A 14,435-nucleotide genomic window follows, 5' to 3' on the forward strand; every position below is an offset into this window, starting at 1 on the left:
CGACGGTCGTTCCGCTGCCCCCATCGCGCGCAAGCGCGCTCCTACGGAAGGACGATGTGGCACGCGCGAATACCGGAGCGCCCTGTAGGAGCGCGCTCGCGCGCGAACAGGTGTTCGCCTCGCAATCACGTCACCGCGCTTCGGGCCAGCGCGCACGCTCACGCGTGCATCCGTCGGCACGTCACTCGCGCAGGCGCGCCACCACCGGCGTGACCTGCGCCTGACGTCCGAGTGCCTCACCGACATCGGCCAGACGCTGCGCCAATGCCTCGGCCTCGTCCGCCCGCAACGTGGCGTGGCCGACCTTGCGGCCGTCGCGCGGCTGCTTGCCGTAGTCGTGCCAGTGCCCGCCCGCCGTCGACAGCACAGGCGAGGCATCCGGCATCGCGCCGATCCAGTTGAGCATGCAGACCGTGCCGCGCACGGCAGTGTCACCAAGCGGCAGGCCGAGCACCGCGCGCAGATGGTTCTGGAACTGCGAGGTCTCGGCGCCTTCGATCGTCCAGTGCCCGGAGTTGTGCACGCGCGGCGCGAGTTCGTTGGCGAGCAACCCGCCATCACGGCAGAACAGTTCGAGCGCGAACACGCCGACGTAGCCGAGACGCTCCGCGATCGCGCGCGCATACGACAACGCGGTCGCATGCAGAGCGGCATCGACGCGCGCAGGCGCCAGGCTCGCCGACAGCACGCCGTCGACATGCCAGTTTTCGGTCAACGGCCAGGCGCGGAATTCGCCATCGCGACCGCGCACGGCGACCACGCTGAGCTCGCGCTGGAACGCGACGAAGCCTTCGAGGATCAGCCCGACCGTCTCCGCCTGCGCGCCGAGCGCCTCCCACGCAGCATCGACATCCGCTGGCGACTTGATCCGGAACTGGCCCTTGCCGTCATAGCCCAGCCGCCGGGTCTTGAGGATGCACGGGGTTCCGATGCGCGCGACCGCGTCATCGAGCTGCGCACGCGTCGCGACATCGGCGAAGTCCGGCACCGGGATGCCCAGTTCGCGGAAGAGGGTTTTCTCGGCAAGGCGGTCCTGGGTCAGCGCCAGCGCGTCGGGACTGGGAAACACCGGCACACGCTCGGCCAGCCAGTGCGCGCTCTCGGCCGGCACGTTTTCGAAATCGAAGGTCGCCACGTCCACCTTGCCGGCGAACTCGGCCAGCGCAGTCTCGTCGCGATAATCCCCGACCAGCAGCGGCGCGAATTGCCCGGCGCAGGCATCGTCGGCGGTGTCCATGACCAAGAACCGCATACCCAGCGGCGCGCCCGACAACGCGAGCATGCGGGCGAGCTGGCCGCCGCCCAAAATACCGACAGTCGTCATACGCGCAGATACTCCAGCGAACACAGCGCGTAGGAGAAGCGGACCCGCCCGGCGCCCGCGCGCCCTCTGCCTCCGGGGTGAGGATGGTCTGCTGGCGCGGCACTGCCGCGCAGGCCGGCCGAACGCCCGGCGCGCTGCGCCGGGCCGGGGCCCGGTTGCGGTGAGGGCAACAGGGACGCGCACATATCGAGTTCAACCGTGGTCGCGCTCATCGACGCGGGTCGTCGTTGCCGGCAACGTCGTCGGTCTGGCGTTGGCGGAACTCGGCCAGCGCAGCGGCCACCGTCGCGTCGTCGGCCGCGAGCATCGCCGCCGCGAACAGCGCCGCATTGGCGGCGCCCGCATTGCCGATCGCGAACGTCGCCACCGGAATGCCGGCCGGCATCTGCACGATCGACAGCAGCGAGTCCATGCCGTTGAGCGCCTTGGATTGCACTGGCACGCCGAGCACCGGCACCGCGGTCTTCGACGCCAGCATGCCCGGCAGATGCGCCGCGCCACCGGCGCCGGCAATGATCGCGCGCAGACCGCGCGACTGCGCACTGGCCGCGTATTCGAACAGCACATCGGGCGTGCGATGCGCGGACACCACGCGGACTTCGTGCGGGACGCCGAGCTGTTCGAGCTTCTGCGCGGCGTGCTGCATCGTGTCCCAGTCGGATCGTGATCCCATCACGATGCCGACCTTCGGCGGTACGGAACTGGCGGTCATTGGGGGGTCCCCGGCCACAAAGACGCATTTTATCCGCCCCGGCCGCATCGTGCGCGTGCAGCGGGCGCCCGGGGCCGAATGCTACCCTTCCAGTCCGCTCACCACGCCCGCACAAGACCGCCCATGGACCGCAAGCTGCTCGATATTCTCGTCTGCCCCGCCAGCCGCCAGCCGCTCGCGCTACTCGATGCAGCGGGACTCGACGCGCTCAATGCGGCGATTGCCGCGGGCTCGGCGCGACGTGAAGACGGCGCCGCGCAGGCCGGCCCGGTGCGCGAGGCGCTGATCACGCACGATCGCAAGCGCGTCTACCGCGTCGACGACGGCATTCCGGTGCTGCTGGTCGAAGAAGCCATCTCCACTGGGCAGATCCCCGATTTTCCGAAGGCATGAGCGCAACCGACCGCTTCGACATTCCGCACGCGGCGGTCGCAGACAACGTCGCGGCGGCATTGGCTGAAGACATCGGCAGCGGTGACGTGACCGCAGCGCTGCTTCCAGACCGCGACGACATCGCCTATCTGTTGTGCAAGGAAGACGCGGTGATCTGCGGGCGTCCCTGGTTCGACACCTGTCATCGCGCGCTCGACCCCGACGTGCGCATCGACTGGCGCGTGGCCGAAGGCGATCGCGTGGCCGCCGGGACCGTGCTCGCGACGCTCGCCGCGCGCGCGCGCGCGCTGGTCAGCGCAGAACGCACCTCGCTCAATTTCATGCAGACGCTGAGCGCGACGGCGACCGTCACCGCGCGCCACGTCGCCGCCGTGGCCGGCACCGGGACGCGCATTCTCGACACCCGCAAGACGTTGCCCGGCCTGCGGCTGGCGCAGAAATACGCGGTGCGCGTCGGCGGTGGCCACAATCATCGGACCGGTCTCTACGACACGGTGATGCTCAAGGAAAACCACGTGCGCGCGGCCGGCGGCATCGCCGCGGCGGTCGCATCCGCGCGCGCGCAATCGCCGGGCCTGCCGCTGGTGATCGAAGTGGAAACGCTGGACGAACTGCGCGCCGCGCTCGATGCCGGCTGCACACGGGTGCTGATTGATGACTTCGATGCCGCAACACGCCGCGAAGCCGTGCGTATCGCTCACGCCACGCCGTACGACGGACGTACTCCGCTGGAAGTCTCGGGCAGCGTGGATCTGGATGGCCTACGCGCGATTGCCGAAGACGGCGTGGACTTCGTCTCGATCGGCGGGCTGACCAAGCACGTCCACGCGATCGATCTGTCATTGAAGCTGGGCCCACCGCCGGGCTGATCGCCACGCGAGCGCGAACGTTTTGCAACGCGGCCGCTAAATCTTACGTCCCACGATGTCCCGGTTCGATGGCGCACCGACGCGTCGACGACGAGCCGACGGAAATCACCCTTCGCGCCAAGCTCCGAGATGCGCGCCAATGCAGGCATCGCCACGCCCACACTTGTAACCACGCGCCGCCGCCGCCACAGTTCGCGCATGCCCGACTTTCCGACAATGATCTTCGTCATGCTGGCTGCGTTCGCGGCGTTCCAGTGGTGGAGCAGCGCGCGTGCAGCAGCCGAACGCGCCGGTCGACTCGGGCGCGATGCCTGCGAGCGGGCGGGCGTGCAGTGGCTGGATCAGGCGGTCCATGCACATTCGATGCGGCTGCGTCGAGGCGACGACGGGCGCCTGGGCGTCGAACGCAGCTTCCGCTTCGAGTATTCGGAGGACGGTGTGCAGCGCCACATCGGGCATCTGGTGCTGCGCGGCGAACAGCTGCTCGCCTTCAGCGGCCCGACCCGGCCTCAGGCCGTGCCGATCCACTGGACCAACTGAGGCGCTGATCGCGCACCAATGCTGACGCGTCCACGTTCCGCGGACGTGAGGTTGAACCGCGATCCGCTGCTTACTTCACCACGCGCAGGTGCCCGCGGCGCGGCTCCGGGGGCGTATCGCCATCCGGCGGATCGTCGGGACCTTCGGCGTTGCCATCACCGTCGACCGCATGCAGCGACGGTGCGCTGTCTTCCGCCTCGTCACGGGGCTCGCCGGAACCGACGATCTCTTCCGGCAGCGCCATGCCCTGCCCGGTTTCGCGCGCGTAGATCGCCAGGACCGCACCCACCGGCACCAGCACAGACTGACTAACACCACCGAACCGCGCGGAGAACCGCACGCTTTCATTGTCCATCTCAAGCCTGCCGACCGCGCGGTCGGCGACGTTGAGCACGATACGACCATCCTTGACCGCATGCGCCGGCACGCGCACGCCCGGCTGCCGCGCATCGACGAGGATGTGCGGCGTCATGCCGTTGTCGGCAATCCACTCGTAGAGCGCCCGCAGCAGGTACGGGCGATGGCTGGTCATCGGGGGCGTGCTGTCCGTCATGCGCGACAGTTTATCCGTTCATACCGACGTTCAGGCGTACAGGGCTGAACACAACGGGCATCGCGGTTTATTCGGGCAGCGCGCGCAGTTGCCGCTCCTGCGGCGTCAGGCTGCGGACAAAGCCGGGGCTCCGGAAAATCCGGTTGCCGTAATCCTCGATCGCCTTGCCGCCATCCTTGGGCAACGGGATGTCGAGCGCCTGCAGACGCCAGACGATCGGCGCCACCGCGCAATCGGCGAGGCTCATTTCTGTATTGAGGAAGAACTTGCTGGCCTTGAACAGCGGCACCGCCGCGGTGACCAGTTCCTTGAGCCGCTTGCGGCCGCTCTCGGCCTGGGCCTTGTTGCCCATCTGGATGGCCTGCACCTGCGGCACCCAGTCATGCTCGATACGCAGCATCGCCAGGCGCAGGCGCGCACGCGACAGCGGGTCGACCGGCATCAGCGGCGGATGCGGATAGCGCTCGTCGAGATACTCGCTGACCACGCTGGCGGCATAGAGCACCAGATCGCGCTCCACCAGGGTCGGCACGGAATGGTAGGGGTTGAGATCGATCAGATCCTCGGGAGGATTCTGCGCGTCCACCGGGACCATGTCGTAGTTCACGCCCTTGGCGGCAAGCACCAGGCGCGCACGATGACAGAGCACATCATCGACAGAAGAAAACAGCGTCAGCACGTTTCGCATGGATGCACTCACGGCCGTCGCCCGGCCTGTCCGGAGGCTGGAGTCCGCCAGCCCGGTGACGCCGACTGCTGCTCGCAGACGGTTGTCGCGGTTTCCCGAGTCTCGCATTTCCCTGAGCCGGACGGCAATGGCCGGACGGCTCGGAGGAACGCCTGCGGCGCAGCACCGCGGGCGCAATCGATCAGTGCACGTCGCGCCAGTATTCCTGCTTCAGCAGCCACGCCAGGAACGTCAGCAGGGTCAGGAACAGCAGCACCCAGACGCCGAGCTGCTGGCGCTTGAGTGCCGCCGGCTCGCCGACATATTCGAGGAACGTGGTGATGTCGCGGACGGTCTGGTCGAACTGGCGCGCGTCCTGGCTGCCGGGTGTGCCCAGCTCCAGATGCGCGACCACCGGCTCGCCAGTGTCGTCGACTTCGCCGTGCACCGGACGCTGCAGGCCCTGCATCTCCCACAACGGATTGGGCATGGATGCGTTCGGGAACAGCGTGTTGTTCCAGCCCAGTGGACGCGTCTCGTCGAGGTAGAACGACTTGAGATAGGTGAAAACCCAGTCGCTGCCGCGCACGCGGGTGATCAGGCTCAGGTCCGGCGGCGCCTGGCCGAACCACTGCGCGCCGTGCTCGGCGGTCATCGACGACACGATGTGCTCGCCATAGGCGGCGCCGGTGAGGTTGAGGTTGTTCATCACCTCGTCCTCGGTCAGCCCCAGATCCTCGGCCATGCGCGAATAGCGCATGAACTTCAGCGAGTGGCAGCCGGCGCAGTAGTTCATGTACAGCTGCGCGCCGCGCTGCAGCGACGCGCGGTCACCGATGTCGGTGCCGGCCTGCTCGACCGGGCCGCCTGCGGCGGCGAACGCGCCGAACGACAGCAGCAGGCCCGCGACGGTGGTGGCGATGCGCGCGAAGAACTTGCGGGCGAAGGCGTGGTCAGTCATGCAGCGTCACCCGTTCCGGAACTGCCTTGGTCCGGTCGAGCTTGGTCCAGACCGGCATCGTGATGAAGAACGCGAAGTAGAGGAACGTCAGCACGCGGCCGATGATCGTCTCCACCGGATCGGTACCGGGACCGGCGCCGATCTTGCCCAGCCAGACGAAGCACACGACCAGCATCGCAAGCATGATCTTGGTGATCGGGCCACGGTAGCGATGCGAGCGCACCTTGCAGCGGTCGAGCCACGGCACCAGGAACAGAATCGCGATCGCGCCGAACATCACCAGCACACCGCTGAGCTTGTGCGGCACGACGCGCAACATCGCGTAGTACGGCGTGTAGTACCAGACCGGCTTGATGTGCTCGGGCGTCACCAGCCGGTTGGCCTCGGTGAAGTTGTCGTGCTCGAGGAACCAGCCGCCGAACGCAGGCGCGAAGAAGATGATGAAGGCAGCGATGATCAGGAAGCAGCAGACGTAGAAGCCGTCCTTGACCGAATAGTAGGGATGGAACGGGATGCCGTCGGCCGGCGCGGTCGCCGACCAGCGGTTGCCCTTGGGCCCCTTCTTGATATCCACGCCATCCGGATTGTTCGAGCCCACCTCATGCAGCGCGCCAAGGTGCAGGACGACGAGCAGCAGCAGCACCAGCGGCAACGCGATCACGTGCAGGGCGAAGAAGCGGTTGAGCGTGGCGTCAGAGGGCAGGTAGTCGCCCATGATCCATTCGGTCAGGCCATTGCCGATCACCGGAATCGCGCCGAACAGCGAGATGATGACCTTCGCGCCCCAGAACGACATCTGGCCCCACGGCAGCACGTAGCCGAGGAAGGCTTCGGCCATCAGCACCAGATAGATGAGCATGCCGAGAATCCACACCAGCTCTCGCGGCTTCTTGTAACTGCCGTACATCAGCCCGCGGAACATGTGGATGTAGACCACGATGAAGAACAGCGACGCACCGGTGGAGTGCATGTAGCGGATCAGCCAGCCCCACTCCACGTCGCGCATGATGTATTCGACCGAGGCGAAGGCTTCCGTCGCGCTCGGCTTGTAGTGCATCGTCAGGAAGATGCCGGTCAGGATCTGGTTGACCAGCACCACCAGCGACAGCACGCCGAAGATGTACCAGATGTTGAAATTCTTCGGTGCGTAGTACTCGGTCATGTGCTTGCGGTACATCGGCATCAAAGCCGGTGCCCGCTCGGTGACCCAATTGAAGACGCCGTTGGCGCCGCGGACGAGGACGTTGGCCATCAGGCGGCTCCCTGCGGATCGACGCCGATGACGATCGTGTTGTCGTCGGCATAGTGGTGCGGCGGCACGAGCAGGTTTGTCGGCGCCGGCACGCCGTCGTAGACACGACCGGCCATGTCGAACTTCGACTTGTGGCAGGGGCAGAAATAGCCGCCCTTCCAGTTGGCGTCGAACGGCGCCGGACGGATCTCGGCGACCATTTCCGGCGCACAGCCCAGATGCGTGCACAGGCCGACCAGCACCGAGATGTCGGACTTGATCGAGCGCAGCTCGGGGTTCGCCTCCAGCACGTACGCCGGCTGCTGGTCGGGATTCCCGGATTCGGGATCCTTGAGCATGCCGTCGAGCGTCGGCAGTGCGTCGAGGATCGCCTTGGAACGCTTGACGATCCAGATCGGCTGCCCGCGCCACTCCGCAACCAGGCGTTGGCCTTCCTGCAGCGCACTGATGTCCACGGTCACCGGCGCACCGGCGAGCTTGGCCCGGGCGCTGGGATTCCATGACTTGATGAACGGAATCGCGGTCACGCCCGCGCCCACCGCTCCCACGACCAGGGTACTGGCGGTCAGGAACCGACGCCGCCCCTCATTGACTGGACCATCCCCACCAGGTCCGCTCACCGCTTCATCGACCATCCGGTACCCCGCCCTCTTTCGGTAGCTGTTGCGTACTGGCTGCCACGGACCGTTTCGCCCGCTCGGGACGGATGGCCGCATATATAGAGAGGCCCGAGTGTAGCGGAACCCTGAATCGACCGACAATCGATTTGCCGCGCACGCGCATCAACCGGCTCAGCGGCTGGCAAGTTGCCCGCGATAGCGGTCGGCTAACGTGCCGACGCGGACCACGTAGCGCTGGGTCTCCGCGTACGGCGGCACCCCGCCGTGGCGCTGCACCGCGCCTTCGCCGGCGTTGTAACCGGCCGCGGCCAGGGTCAGATCCCCGTTGAAGCGCTTCAACAGCCAGGCGAGATATTCGACGCCGCCGCGGATGTTCTGCTCCGGGTCGAAGGCATTGACCACGCCGAAGCGCGCCGCGGTGGCCGGCATCAGCTGCATCAGGCCCTGGGCGCCTGCGCGCGACAGCGCATTGGGGTTGAATGCGGACTCGGCGTGCATGATCGCGCGGACGATCGCTTCGTCCACGCCGAACTCGCGCGACGCCCGTGCCACTTCATCGCGGTAGGCGTTCTCGTTGAGCCGCACGTTGCCGAAGTTCACCCCCGGCGCCGCGCCGCAGGCGTAGCAGGTCTCGAAGAAGCTGTAGCGGATCGTGCGGACCGCAGCCACCTGGGCGCCGCCGGCCGGCCGGCTGCTGCTGTAGTGGCGCACGCCATCTTTCACGTACGAATAGACCTGGCCCTGCTGCAGGCGCCGTTGGCTGCCGCCCTGCGCAGCTCTGGCGGCCGGCGCTGGCGTGGCGGCGGCCGGCCGTGCCGGTTGCGGCGTGGAGGCAGGTGCAGCTGCGGAGGTACCACCCATGAAGGTCGCAGGGGCACCGCTGTCGACATTCGCGGGCGCTGTGGTCGGCGCGGGGGTTGTGGCAGCCGGGCGCGCTGCACGAGGGGCGCTGGTACGCGGCGCAGCAGGCGCGCTGCTCACCACCCGGCAACTGGCGCCGCTGACGCGCTTGCTGACGTACTGCGGGATGCCGTCGCCGGAATCGCAGCGATACAGCGTACTGCCGGCAACCGGAAAGGCCGCCAGCAGACCGAGTGTCGCGATGAGTCCCCATCCCCGTTTCACGGGCGAAGTGTCCGATGTTCGGCGACCGTTGCCAAGTGCTTGATTGCGAACGCCGCTGACGGAGATGCCGCGCCTCCCCCGCGCCGCGGCTCCAGCGCTTCCCGGTACACTGCCCGCCCCATTCCAGCCATCCGGCCCGGACGACCAGCTTCGCTGTTGTGAAGCGCTTCAACGCCGCGCCCCGGACACGCCATGACCCAGACCGCTTCCGCGGCGCCGAGCGCGCCCGCTTCCGACCTCTCCGCAGCACCGGTGTCAAGCGCCCCGGTGCCGCGCAAGCCCGGCGACGGCGCGCCGCCGCGGGGAAAGCTCTATATCCAGACCCACGGCTGCCAGATGAACGAGTACGACTCGGCCAAGATGGCCGACGTGCTTGCGGCCAGCGATGGCCTGGAACTGACCGACAACGTCGAGGAAGCCGACGTCGTGCTGGTCAACACCTGCTCGATCCGCGAGAAGGCGCAGGAGAAGGTCTTCAGCCAGCTCGGCCGCTGGAAGGCGCTGAAGAAGGACGGCAAGCCGGTGCTGATCGGTGTCGGCGGCTGCGTCGCGTCGCAGGAAGGCGAGGCGATCGTCAAGCGTGCGCCCTACGTGGACCTGGTGTTCGGCCCGCAGACCCTGCATCGCCTGCCCGAACTGATCCGCGCCAAGCGCGAGACCGGTCTACCGCAGGTCGACATCAGTTTTCCCGAGATCGAGAAGTTCGACCGCCTGCCCGAGCCGCGCGCCGAAGGGCCGAGCGCGTTCGTGTCGATCATGGAAGGCTGCTCGAAGTACTGCTCGTTCTGCGTGGTGCCCTACACCCGCGGCGAGGAAGTCAGCCGGCCGTTCGAGGACGTGCTGGTCGAGGTGGTGCAACTGGCCGGTCAGGGCGTGCGCGAGATCAACCTGCTGGGGCAGAACGTCAATGCGTACCGCGGCCCGATGGGCGACGGCGAGATCGCCGATCTCGGCCTGCTGATCCGCACCATCGCCGAGATCGACGGCGTCGACCGCATCCGCTTCACCACCTCGCACCCGCTGGAGTTCTCCGACTCGCTGGTCGAGGCCTATCGCGACGTGTCGCAACTGGCGAACTACCTGCACCTGCCGGTGCAGTCGGGCAGCGACCGCATCCTGTCGGCGATGAAGCGCGGCTACACGGCGCTAGAGTTCAAGCAGAAGATCCGCAAGCTGCGCGCGGTGCGCCCGGACATCTCGATCTCGTCGGATTTCATCGTCGGTTTTCCCGGCGAGACCGAGGCTGATTTCGAGAAGACGATGAAGCTGATCGAGGACGTCGGCTTCGACCAGTCGTTCTCCTTCATCTATTCGCGCCGCCCGGGCACCCCGGCATCGGATCTCGAGGATTCGGTGACCCAGGAAGAAAAGCACGCGCGTCTGTCGCGCCTGCAGGCACACATCAACGCCCACGCCGCCGGCATCTCCGCCGCGATGGTCGGCAGCGTGCAGACCGTGCTGGTCGAAGGCCCGTCACGCAAGGATCCGACCGAGCTCACCGGCAAGACCGAGAACATGCGCTCGGTGAACTTCCCGGCGCCGGCGCGGCTGATCGGCCAGTTCGTGGATGTCGAGATCACCGCCGCACTGAGCAATTCGCTGCGTGGCCGCCTCGTGCTGCGCGACACTGACTGAACCGCGCCGCGGAGGGGATTTACACGTCCGCCTGTCGCGACCCTCGCTAGAATCCGCGCCATGACCAACGCCCTTCCCGAACGCACTTTCCTGCTCGAGCCCGCGGACTCCGAGCGCCTGTCCAATCTCGCCGGCCCCTTCGACGGCCACCTGCGCCAGATCGAGTTGCGTCTGGGCGTCGAGATCGCCAACCGGGGCAACATCTTCCGCGTCACCGGTCGCGATGGAGCCATGCTCGACCGCACCGAGAAGCTGCTCAAGGCGCTGTACGCGGAGAGCGAGGCGGAGGTGCTCGACAGCCATGCAATCAACCTGCGGTTGAGCCCGGCGAACGTCGAAGAGGACTACACGCCGCAGGAAGTTTCGGTGCGGGTCAAGCGCGGCACGATCCGCGGGCGCGGTGCCAACCAGGCCAAGTACCTGCACAAGATCACCGGCCACGACATCAATTTCGGCGTGGGCCCGGCCGGTACCGGCAAGACCTTCCTCGCGGTGGCGATGGCGGTCGAGGCACTCAACGAGTCCAAGGTCCAGCGGCTGATCCTGGTCCGGCCCGCGGTCGAGGCCGGCGAGAAGCTGGGGTTTCTGCCAGGCGATCTGACCCAGAAGGTCGATCCCTACCTGCGTCCGCTCTACGACGCGCTCTACGAGATGCTCGGCGTGGAGAAGGTGGCCAAGCTGCTGGAGCGCAATGTCATCGAGATCGCGCCTCTGGCCTACATGCGTGGGCGCACGTTGAACGACGCGTTCGTGATTCTCGACGAGGCGCAGAACACGACGATCGAGCAGATGAAGATGTTCCTGACCCGGTTGGGGTTCGGTTCGACCGCGGTCGTGACCGGCGATCTCACCCAGATCGATCTGCCCAAGCACGTGAAGTCCGGGCTGCGTGATGCAATCGAGGTCCTGCACGAAGTCGACGGCGTCAGCTTCACGTTCTTCGAGGCGCGCGATGTGGTGCGTCACCCGCTGGTCGCCCGCATCGTCACCGCCTATGAGCGCCGCGATGCCGCGACCGGCCCGGCGCCGCGCGCATGACCCAGGGGCCGACCCGTCTCGATGTCGCAGTGGGTTACGCCTTGCCCCGCAAGGGGCTGCCCGCTGCAGCAAGTTTCCGCAGATGGGCAGCGGCCGCACTGTCGGGACGCATCCGCGAAGCGGATCTGGCGATCCGGCTTGTGGACGAGGACGAAGGCCGCGCGCTCAACCGCCACTACCGCGGCAAGGACTACGCGACCAATGTGCTGAGCTTCCCGGCGGAGCTGCCGGAAGGTCTGCCCGAGGGCGTGCGCCTGCCGCTGCTCGGCGATCTGGTGCTGTGCGCGCCGGTCGTTGCGCGCGAGGCCGCCGAACAGGGGAAACCCCTGAACGCGCATTACGCGCACCTCACCGTGCACGGCGTGCTGCATCTGCTCGGCTGGGACCACGAGGACGACAAGGACGCCGAGGCCATGGAGCAGCTCGAACGGGGCATCCTCGCGGGCCTCGGCATCGACGACCCCTACGCCGGCGAGCTGCGCTGACAGGCGCCGCCACGGTGGCCTGATAGACTGCCATCCACGCCCGATCCGGGTGATTTGCGAACCAAGCACCACGCCATGTCCGAGGACGACAGTCGACCTTCCCCCGCCTCCGAACCCCAGGAGCGTCGCCGCGGCTGGCTCGAGCGCCTGAGCTCCGCGATTTCCGGCGAACCGAGCAACCGCGAAGACCTCGTGGAACTGCTCCGCGACACCCATGCCGACGGCCTGATCGATGCCGACACGCTGCGCATGTTCGAAGGTGCGCTGGGCATCTCCAGCAAGACGGTTGGTGACGTGATGGTGTCGCGCGCGCAGATGGTCGCGCTGCCCTCAGATGCGCCGTTTCTCGACCTGATGAAACAGGTCGTCGAGTCCGGGCATTCGCGTTTTCCGGTGCACGGCGAAGACAAGGACGAGATCCTCGGCATCCTGCTGGCCAAGGACCTGCTGCGCGGCGTGGTCGCCGACAACGGTCCCGGCTCGATCCACGAGCTGCTGCGCCCCGCGGTGCTGATCCCCGAATCCAAGAAGCTCAACGTGCTGTTGCGGGAGTTCCGCCTGTCGCGCAACCACATGGCGATCGTCATCGACGAGTACGGCGGTGTCGCCGGACTGGTGACGATCGAGGACGTGCTCGAGGAAATCGTCGGCGAGATCGATGACGAGCATGACGATGCCGAGGATCCGAACGCGCTGATCGCCGCCCAGGCCGACGGCCAGTTCGCGGTCAGCGCGCTGACGCCGATTTCTGACTTCAACGAGCGTTTCGGCTCCGATTTCGACGACGCCGAGTACGACACCATCGGCGGTGTGATCACCGATGCGATCGGACACCTGCCCGAGGTCGGCGAAGAACTCACGCTCGGCCGCTTCGCATTCCGTGTCACCGACGCCGACTCGCGACGCCTGCATGCCCTGCACGTCAGCGTGCATGCCGAAGCCTGATCCGTTGCGCCGGCCGTCGCGCGTGTTCGCGCGTGCGCTGGCCCTGCTGCTGTGCCTAACGCTGTGGCCGCTGCTCGCGGCCGCGCAGGACAGCGGGGCGCCACGCATCGGCGTGGCGACGATGCAGCCCGGCGATGTGTTCTTCGAGCGCTTCGGCCACAACGCACTCGTCGTCGACGATCCCGCCGAGCCGGAACCGTTGTCTTACAACTTCGGCTTCTTCGATCCGAACGAGCCGGACTTCGTGCCACGTTTCATCCGCGGCGACATGCGCTACATGCTCGCCGCCCTGCCGCTGACCGAAGACCTCGCCTATTACCGGGAAGTGGGCCGCGGTGTGTCGATCCAGTGGCTGGATCTCGATCCGGCGCAGGCGCGCGCGCTCGCCGCGGCGCTGGCCGAGAACGCGATGCCCGAGAACGCGCACTACCGCTACGACTATTTCACCGACAACTGCTCCACGCGCGTGCGCGACGCAATCGACACCACGCTCGGCGGCGCGCTGCGCAACCAGCTGCAGGGACGATCGCGCGGCAATACCTATCGCGGTGATGCAGTGCGGCTGGCCTCGCCGGCACTGTGGATGTGGCTGGGTTTCGACATCGGCCTGGGCCCGGCCGCCGACCGCCCGAACGCCCTGTGGGAAGACGCGTTTGTGCCGATGCGCCTTGCCGATGCGTTGCGCAGCGCGCGCAATCTCGATGGGCGGCCGCTGGTATCGGGCGAGCAGATCATCGTGCCGCACACGCAGGCGCCGGAACCTCCCGAGCGCGCACGTCTGCTGTGGCCGTGGCTGGTGGCCGGCTTGGTGCTGGGCGCGTTGATCCTGGCGACAGGCCGCATCGCGCCGCGCGCGCTGGCGGCGATTGCATTGCCGTTCTGGACCGTGAGCGCCCTGCTCGGCGGCGTGATGCTGTTCCTGTGGCTGGGCACCGAACACGGCTTCGCCTGGCGCAACCACAATTTGCTGCTGTTCAATCCGCTGTGCCTGCTGCTGCTGCCCGGCGGCTGGCGCATCGCGCGCGGTCGCGCGCCCGGCCCGCTGTTCGGCTGGGTGCTGGCCACGGTGCTGCTGTCCGGCATCGCAGCCCTGTTCCTGCACTGGCTGCCGGTGCTGCCGCAGCGCAACGCGGCCTGGCTGTCGCTGCTGATGCCGGTGCATGTGGCGTTGTGGTGCGCGTTCCGCAAGCGGCAAGCGTTGTAGGAGCGCGCTTGCGCGCGACAGGGTCTTTCCCGTAGAGCTCCATCGCGCGCAAGCGCGCTCCTACACGCTGCATACGTATGCAGACGAACCGCGCGGAATGCGCGTGCAAGAA

General features: G+C 67.3%; 16 protein-coding genes. 8 read left to right on the plus strand and 8 right to left on the minus strand.

The window, feature by feature from the left end:
* Positions 1-181: 181 nt before the first annotated feature.
* Both J2W68_RS00505 and purE read right to left on the minus strand, forming a co-directional pair.
* Positions 182-1,324 (minus strand): 5-(carboxyamino)imidazole ribonucleotide synthase, encoded by a 1,143-nt coding sequence (locus J2W68_RS00505; protein WP_310231560.1) that lies wholly within the window; start codon positions 1,322-1,324, stop codon positions 182-184.
* 208 nt (positions 1,325-1,532) lie between these two features.
* Positions 1,533-2,036: a 5-(carboxyamino)imidazole ribonucleotide mutase gene (gene purE, locus J2W68_RS00510; protein ID WP_310231563.1), complete on the minus strand. Its 504-nt coding sequence runs from the start codon at positions 2,034-2,036 to the stop codon at positions 1,533-1,535.
* Between the two features lie 123 nt (positions 2,037-2,159).
* Here purE and J2W68_RS00515 point away from each other — a divergent pair, with 123 nt between their 5' ends.
* From J2W68_RS00515 to J2W68_RS00525, 3 genes are all read left to right on the plus strand, one after another.
* Entirely contained in the window at positions 2,160-2,429 is a 270-nt protein-coding gene (locus J2W68_RS00515) for a Trm112 family protein (protein ID WP_310155490.1), read from the plus strand.
* Positions 2,426-3,298: a carboxylating nicotinate-nucleotide diphosphorylase gene (gene nadC, locus J2W68_RS00520; protein ID WP_310231565.1), complete on the plus strand. Its 873-nt coding sequence runs from the start codon at positions 2,426-2,428 to the stop codon at positions 3,296-3,298. The genes J2W68_RS00515 and nadC overlap by 4 nt, the downstream gene beginning before the upstream one ends.
* 198 nt (positions 3,299-3,496) lie before the next feature.
* Entirely contained in the window at positions 3,497-3,838 is a 342-nt protein-coding gene (locus J2W68_RS00525) for a DUF3301 domain-containing protein (RefSeq protein ID WP_310231568.1), read from the plus strand.
* A gap of 70 nt (positions 3,839-3,908) precedes the next feature.
* Here the strand turns inward: J2W68_RS00525 and J2W68_RS00530 are convergent, their stop codons facing one another.
* From J2W68_RS00530 to J2W68_RS00555, 6 genes are all read right to left on the minus strand, one after another.
* Entirely contained in the window at positions 3,909-4,391 is a 483-nt protein-coding gene (locus J2W68_RS00530; protein WP_310231571.1) for a ClpXP protease specificity-enhancing factor, read from the minus strand.
* Positions 4,392-4,458: 67 nt separating this feature from the next.
* Positions 4,459-5,079, minus strand: a complete 621-nt coding sequence (locus tag J2W68_RS00535) for a glutathione S-transferase N-terminal domain-containing protein (RefSeq protein ID WP_310155478.1) — start codon at positions 5,077-5,079, stop codon at positions 4,459-4,461.
* Positions 5,080-5,260: 181 nt separating this feature from the next.
* Positions 5,261-6,019: a cytochrome c1 gene (locus tag J2W68_RS00540; RefSeq protein ID WP_310231573.1), complete on the minus strand. Its 759-nt coding sequence runs from the start codon at positions 6,017-6,019 to the stop codon at positions 5,261-5,263.
* Entirely contained in the window at positions 6,012-7,271 is a 1,260-nt protein-coding gene (locus J2W68_RS00545; RefSeq protein ID WP_310231576.1) for a cytochrome b, read from the minus strand. The genes J2W68_RS00540 and J2W68_RS00545 overlap by 8 nt, the downstream gene beginning before the upstream one ends.
* Entirely contained in the window at positions 7,271-7,906 is a 636-nt protein-coding gene (gene petA, locus J2W68_RS00550; RefSeq protein WP_430539636.1) for a ubiquinol-cytochrome c reductase iron-sulfur subunit, read from the minus strand. The genes J2W68_RS00545 and petA overlap by 1 nt, the downstream gene beginning before the upstream one ends.
* 156 nt (positions 7,907-8,062) lie before the next feature.
* Positions 8,063-9,016 carry a lytic transglycosylase domain-containing protein gene (locus J2W68_RS00555; protein WP_430539637.1) on the minus strand — a complete coding sequence of 318 codons (954 nt, stop codon included), beginning with the start codon at positions 9,014-9,016 and terminating at the stop codon, positions 8,063-8,065.
* Positions 9,017-9,208: 192 nt separating this feature from the next.
* Between J2W68_RS00555 and miaB the strand changes: the two genes are divergently transcribed.
* From miaB to J2W68_RS00580, 5 genes are all read left to right on the plus strand, one after another.
* Positions 9,209-10,651 carry a tRNA (N6-isopentenyl adenosine(37)-C2)-methylthiotransferase MiaB gene (gene miaB, locus J2W68_RS00560; protein ID WP_310231581.1) on the plus strand — a complete coding sequence of 481 codons (1,443 nt, stop codon included), beginning with the start codon at positions 9,209-9,211 and terminating at the stop codon, positions 10,649-10,651.
* 60 nt (positions 10,652-10,711) lie between these two features.
* On the plus strand, positions 10,712-11,689 hold the full coding sequence (locus J2W68_RS00565; protein WP_310231584.1) for a PhoH family protein: 978 nt from the start codon (positions 10,712-10,714) through the stop codon (positions 11,687-11,689).
* The gene (ybeY, locus tag J2W68_RS00570; RefSeq protein ID WP_310231586.1) at positions 11,686-12,174 is read left to right on the plus strand and encodes an rRNA maturation RNase YbeY; all 489 of its coding nucleotides are present in this window, start codon (positions 11,686-11,688) and stop codon (positions 12,172-12,174) included. The genes J2W68_RS00565 and ybeY overlap by 4 nt, the downstream gene beginning before the upstream one ends.
* A 75-nt stretch (positions 12,175-12,249) precedes the next feature.
* The gene (locus tag J2W68_RS00575) at positions 12,250-13,119 is read left to right on the plus strand and encodes an HlyC/CorC family transporter (protein WP_310231589.1); all 870 of its coding nucleotides are present in this window, start codon (positions 12,250-12,252) and stop codon (positions 13,117-13,119) included.
* On the plus strand, positions 13,106-14,323 hold the full coding sequence (locus J2W68_RS00580) for a DUF4105 domain-containing protein (protein ID WP_310231591.1): 1,218 nt from the start codon (positions 13,106-13,108) through the stop codon (positions 14,321-14,323). Before J2W68_RS00575 ends, J2W68_RS00580 begins: the two co-directional genes overlap by 14 nt.
* Positions 14,324-14,435 lie beyond the last annotated feature (112 nt).

It is taken from the genome of Luteimonas terrae, from assembly GCF_031457535.1.
GTDB lineage: Bacteria > Pseudomonadota > Gammaproteobacteria > Xanthomonadales > Xanthomonadaceae > Luteimonas > Luteimonas terrae_A.

Bases quoted from the DNA above. Each gene is read 5' to 3' on its own strand.
- J2W68_RS00545 (WP_310231576.1), bottom strand. From the start codon at position 7,271: ATGGCCAACGTCCTCGTCCGCGGCGCCAACGGCGTCTTCAATTGGGTC.
- J2W68_RS00525 (WP_310231568.1), top strand. From the start codon at position 3,497: ATGCCCGACTTTCCGACAATGATCTTCGTCATGCTGGCTGCGTTCGCG.
- J2W68_RS00575 (WP_310231589.1), top strand. From the start codon at position 12,250: ATGTCCGAGGACGACAGTCGACCTTCCCCCGCCTCCGAACCCCAGGAG.
- J2W68_RS00535 (WP_310155478.1), bottom strand. From the start codon at position 5,079: ATGCGAAACGTGCTGACGCTGTTTTCTTCTGTCGATGATGTGCTCTGT.
- J2W68_RS00515 (WP_310155490.1), top strand. From the start codon at position 2,160: ATGGACCGCAAGCTGCTCGATATTCTCGTCTGCCCCGCCAGCCGCCAG.
- ybeY (WP_310231586.1), top strand. From the start codon at position 11,686: ATGACCCAGGGGCCGACCCGTCTCGATGTCGCAGTGGGTTACGCCTTG.
- J2W68_RS00530 (WP_310231571.1), bottom strand. From the start codon at position 4,391: ATGACGGACAGCACGCCCCCGATGACCAGCCATCGCCCGTACCTGCTG.
- petA (WP_430539636.1), bottom strand. From the start codon at position 7,906: ATGGTCGATGAAGCGGTGAGCGGACCTGGTGGGGATGGTCCAGTCAAT.
- miaB (WP_310231581.1), top strand. From the start codon at position 9,209: ATGACCCAGACCGCTTCCGCGGCGCCGAGCGCGCCCGCTTCCGACCTC.
- J2W68_RS00580 (WP_310231591.1), top strand. From the start codon at position 13,106: ATGCCGAAGCCTGATCCGTTGCGCCGGCCGTCGCGCGTGTTCGCGCGT.
- nadC (WP_310231565.1), top strand. From the start codon at position 2,426: ATGAGCGCAACCGACCGCTTCGACATTCCGCACGCGGCGGTCGCAGAC.
- J2W68_RS00565 (WP_310231584.1), top strand. From the start codon at position 10,712: ATGACCAACGCCCTTCCCGAACGCACTTTCCTGCTCGAGCCCGCGGAC.
- purE (WP_310231563.1), bottom strand. From the start codon at position 2,036: ATGACCGCCAGTTCCGTACCGCCGAAGGTCGGCATCGTGATGGGATCA.
- J2W68_RS00505 (WP_310231560.1), bottom strand. From the start codon at position 1,324: ATGACGACTGTCGGTATTTTGGGCGGCGGCCAGCTCGCCCGCATGCTC.
- J2W68_RS00540 (WP_310231573.1), bottom strand. From the start codon at position 6,019: ATGACTGACCACGCCTTCGCCCGCAAGTTCTTCGCGCGCATCGCCACC.